The sequence below is a fragment of the Herbaspirillum sp. UBA812 genome (genome assembly GCF_002296545.1).
Classification (GTDB): Bacteria; Pseudomonadota; Gammaproteobacteria; order Burkholderiales; family Burkholderiaceae_D; genus Herbaspirillum; species Herbaspirillum huttiense.
In genome coordinates, this window is record NZ_DBIC01000038.1 from 23,560 (window position 1) to 27,706 (window position 4,147).

The 4,147-nt window shown below is 63.1% G+C and carries 4 protein-coding genes; all 4 read left to right on the plus strand.

The window, feature by feature from the left end:
• Positions 1-346, plus strand: a 346-nt coding sequence (locus B3873_RS02360) for a peptide chain release factor-like protein (RefSeq protein ID WP_414651519.1), incomplete at its 5' end; no start/stop codon positions are given.
• 75 nt (positions 347-421) lie between these two features.
• On the plus strand, positions 422-1,963 hold the full coding sequence (lysS, locus tag B3873_RS02365) for a lysine--tRNA ligase (RefSeq protein ID WP_039785523.1): 1,542 nt from the start codon (positions 422-424) through the stop codon (positions 1,961-1,963).
• Between the two features lie 298 nt (positions 1,964-2,261).
• Positions 2,262-2,942 carry a glycine zipper 2TM domain-containing protein gene (locus tag B3873_RS02370; protein WP_286863849.1) on the plus strand — a complete coding sequence of 227 codons (681 nt, stop codon included), beginning with the start codon at positions 2,262-2,264 and terminating at the stop codon, positions 2,940-2,942.
• Positions 2,943-3,360: 418 nt separating this feature from the next.
• Positions 3,361-4,147, plus strand: a 787-nt coding sequence (locus B3873_RS02375; RefSeq protein ID WP_286863851.1) for an alpha/beta hydrolase, incomplete at its 3' end; no start/stop codon positions are given.

Genomic DNA, 4,147 nt, shown 5'->3' on the forward strand with positions numbered 1-4,147 from the left:
CCAGCACATCAACAAGACCGACTCCGCCGTGCGCCTGACGCACGCCCCGACGGGCATCGTCGTGCAATGCCAGAACGACCGCAGCCAGCACCGCAACCGGGCCGAGGCCTGGGACATGCTGCGCGCCAAGCTGTTCGAACTGGAACTGCGCAAGCGCATGAGCGAACAGCAGAAGCTGGAAGACTCCAAGACCGACGTCGGCTGGGGCCACCAGATCCGCTCCTACGTGCTGGACCAGTCCCGCATCAAGGACCTGCGCACCAACTTCGAAACCGGCAATACCAAGGCCGTCCTCGATGGCGACATCGACGACTTCATCGCGGCCTCGCTGAAACAGGGCGTCTGATCCCGGTGGCCGCGCGGCCTTGCTGCGCGGCCTGCTCTTGCTGATCCGACCGTTCAACCTTCAAGAATTCCAACCATGACCACGCAAAACACCCCCGCCGCCCAGCCGGCAGCCGACGAGAACAGCATCATCGCCGAGCGCCGCGCCAAGCTGGCCGCCATCCGCGAGCAGGGCGTCGCCTTCCCCAACGATTTCCGCCCGGCCAACAATGCCGCCGACCTGCACGCCAAGTACGATGGCCTGGAGAATGAAGCGCTGGAAGCCGAACCGGTCCAGGTCACCGTGGCAGGCCGCATGATGTTGAAGCGTGTCATGGGCAAGGCGGCCTTCGCCACCCTGCAGGACGCCTCGGGCGTGCGCGCCGACGGCCGCATCCAGCTCTACGTGACCCGCGACGTCACCGGCGAAGAAGCCATGGCCGCTTTCAAGCACTATGACCTGGGCGATATCCTGGGCGCTGAAGGCACCCTCTTCAAGACCAAGACCGGCGAGCTGTCCATCAAGGTCACCAAGTTGAAACTCATCACCAAGTCGCTGCGCCCCCTGCCGGACAAGTTCCACGGCCTGGCCGACCAGGAAATGAAGTACCGCCAGCGCTACGTCGACCTGATCATGAGCGAAGAGACCCGCCGCACCTTCAAGGCGCGTACTGCGGCGATGTCGTCGATCCGCCGCTTCATGGAAACCAACGGTTTCATGGAAGTGGAAACCCCGATGCTGCACCCGATCCCGGGCGGCGCGGCGGCCAAGCCTTTCATCACCCACCACAATGCGCTGGACATGCAGATGTTCATGCGCATCGCCCCCGAGCTGTACCTGAAGCGCTTGGTGGTGGGCGGTTTCGAGCGCGTCTTCGAGGTCAACCGCAACTTCCGCAACGAAGGCGTCTCGCCGCGTCACAACCCCGAATTCACGATGATGGAGTTCTACGCCGCCTACGTGGATTACCAGTGGCTGATGGGCTTCACCGAACAGGTGATCCGCCAGGCCGCCATCGACGCCCACGGCACCGCGGTGCTGACCTACCAGGGCCGCGAGCTGGACCTGTCCAAGCCCTTCGACCGCCTGACCATCACCGGCGCGATCCTGAAGTACGCTCCGAACTACACCGAAGCGCAACTGGCCGACATCGACTTCCTGCGCACTGAACTCAAGAAGTTCGGCGTCAAGACCGACCAGGCCCCGCTGGCCGGTGCCGGCATCGGCGCGCTGCAACTGGCGCTGTTCGAAGAAACGGCCGAATCGCAGCTGTGGAACCCGACCTACATCATCGATTACCCGGTCGAAGTCTCGCCGCTGGCGCGCGCTTCCGACACGGTGGCCGGTATCACCGAGCGCTTCGAGCTCTTCATCACCGGCCGCGAGATCGCCAACGGCTTCTCCGAGTTGAATGACGCTGAAGACCAGGCCGCCCGCTTCCAGGCGCAAGTGGCCGCCAAGGACGCTGGCGATGAAGAAGCCATGTACTACGACGCCGACTACATTCGTGCCCTGGAATACGGCATGCCGCCGGCCGGTGGCTGCGGCATCGGCATCGACCGCCTCATGATGCTGATCACAGACTCGCCCAACATCCGCGACGTGATCCTGTTCCCGCACCTGCGCCGCGAAGACTGATCGTCACGCGGGACGGCGCTGCGCCGCTCCCGCGTTGGCGCATCCAGCCTTGCTGCCTCCGCATCCCGCCCGGGATGCGGAACCCCATCCTCCCTGCACGCCCCTCCCTTCCCGCCTGAAACGCCCCTCGATTGCTCCAGAGCAGCGTTGTCTTGCCGCAAACCCGTGTCCAGCCCGTCTGTTGCAGGATTACAAGTCCTTACAACTGACACAGAATCGGGATTTTTTTTGGCCCATGACCACTCCATAATCCAGTCATCCACTCATCAACGACAACAGAACAACTAGAGAGGTCATCATGGAAACCAATGCCAATACCAATACCCCGCAAAACCTGAACGCAAGCAACAACGCCGTGAGCCAGCCTTCCGCACCTGCTTCGTCGGGCCGGATTCATCCGCTGGTCGCCGGCGCCTCGGTGGCCGTGATCCTGGTCAGCCTGATCGGCGTGGCTGCGATGACGGGCCTGTTGCCCAGCTCCAAGAGCGCCAATTCGCCGCAGCAGGTCGCGGCCATGGAGCAAGCCGGCCAGGGTCAGCAACCGCTGGTGCAGCAGCAAGCTCCGCAATCCACCTCTTACCAGCCGCAACAGGGCGCCTACCAGGCCCCGGCAGCAGCACCCGTGGCCCAGCGCGCCGCGGCCGTCTGCAGCAGCTGCGGTGAAGTGATCGGCGTGCGTACCGTGCGCCACAGCGTCCCGACCAGCGGCGTGGGTATTGCTGGCGGTGCAGTGGTCGGCGGCCTGCTCGGCAACCAGATCGGTGGCGGTACCGGCCGTACCCTGGCCACCATCGCCGGTGCCGTCGGCGGCGGTTACGCCGGCAACGAAGTGGAAAAGAACGTGCGCTCCACCACCAGCTACGTCGTCGACGTGCGCATGGACAACGGGAAGACCCGCAGCTTCCCGCAAACCAGCGAAAACTGGCGTGTCGGCGACCAGGTGCGCGTGGTCAATGGCCGCCTGGAAGGTCGCGGCTAAGACCGACAGCCCCTTCGCCCGGTCTCCGGGCGCGAGCAAACAAGCCCTTCGAGTCCCCTCGACGGGCTTTTTCTTTGTTGTCGTTTAACCGCCCGGTATTTGTCTTTTGGTGCTGGATATGAAGATTTGTGCACCAATTGCGTCTTTACAACGTTATCCTGACATCAGATTGTCATTTTCCTGCCGGATGGCATGTCAGGCCACCCTTACCCGGCGTTTCCGGGAAGGCAATTGATAAACGCTGGCAACATTCCAACGAGGCAGTTAGACTTTCGCGAAAAGTCATCCGCCTGGACGGCAGCGGAGTTGGTAGTCGGGAAACAGAACGCTGAAGCGTCGACCCGCTTACTCGTACTGAACGGGGGGCGAAGAATTCGCCAGGCGGCGCCCACGGGGCGCGAAAAGCGTTTGAAGATTTATGGACTCACTGTCATCCACCGATACCAGCAGCCCGGCCAGCACAGCGGCCGAGCCTGCCGAGCAACGTCAACCCGAAGAACGACATGGCGGCCCGCACAAGGAGCATGCGGTCATCCTGCTGCACGGCCTGTGCGGCTCGCAGCTGGAAATGGGGTCCATCCCCAAGCAGCTGAAGAAGGCTGGCTGCACCGTCATCCCGCTCAACATCGACAATTATTCCGCTGCCCTGACCAATCCGCGCGTCTCACCCAATTGGGAAGACTGGTGCGCCGTGGTCGAAAGCCGCGTGGCGCGCCTGAAGGAAGAATTCCGTACCGTCTCGTTGTGCGGCCTGTCCATGGGCGCCACGCTGGCGCTGGCCGTGGCGGCGCGCAGCAAGGAACTGCTGTCGGTGGTACTGCTCTCGCCGGTGCTGCAATACGATGGCTGGTCAGTGCCCTGGTACTGGAAAATGCTGACCGTGGTCTATGACATGGGCGTGCGCAACTGGTCCTACAAGGAAAGCGAACCCTACGGCATCAAGAATTACGAAATGCGCCGCCGTGTGGCCGCCGCACTGGAGAAGGATGGCGTGGCTGCCGTCGGTGCCGCTTCGATCCCGGCACGCCACCTGCGCGCCGCCCTGCGCATGATCGCGTTCGTGCGCAAGTCCCTGCCCCTGGTCCGCACCGATACCCTGATCATTCACTCCATCGACGATGAAACCGCATCGCCGCGCAATGCCGAGCTGATCCTGCAACAGATCAACGCCGAGGTACGCAAGGTGGTATGGCTGGGCGACTGTT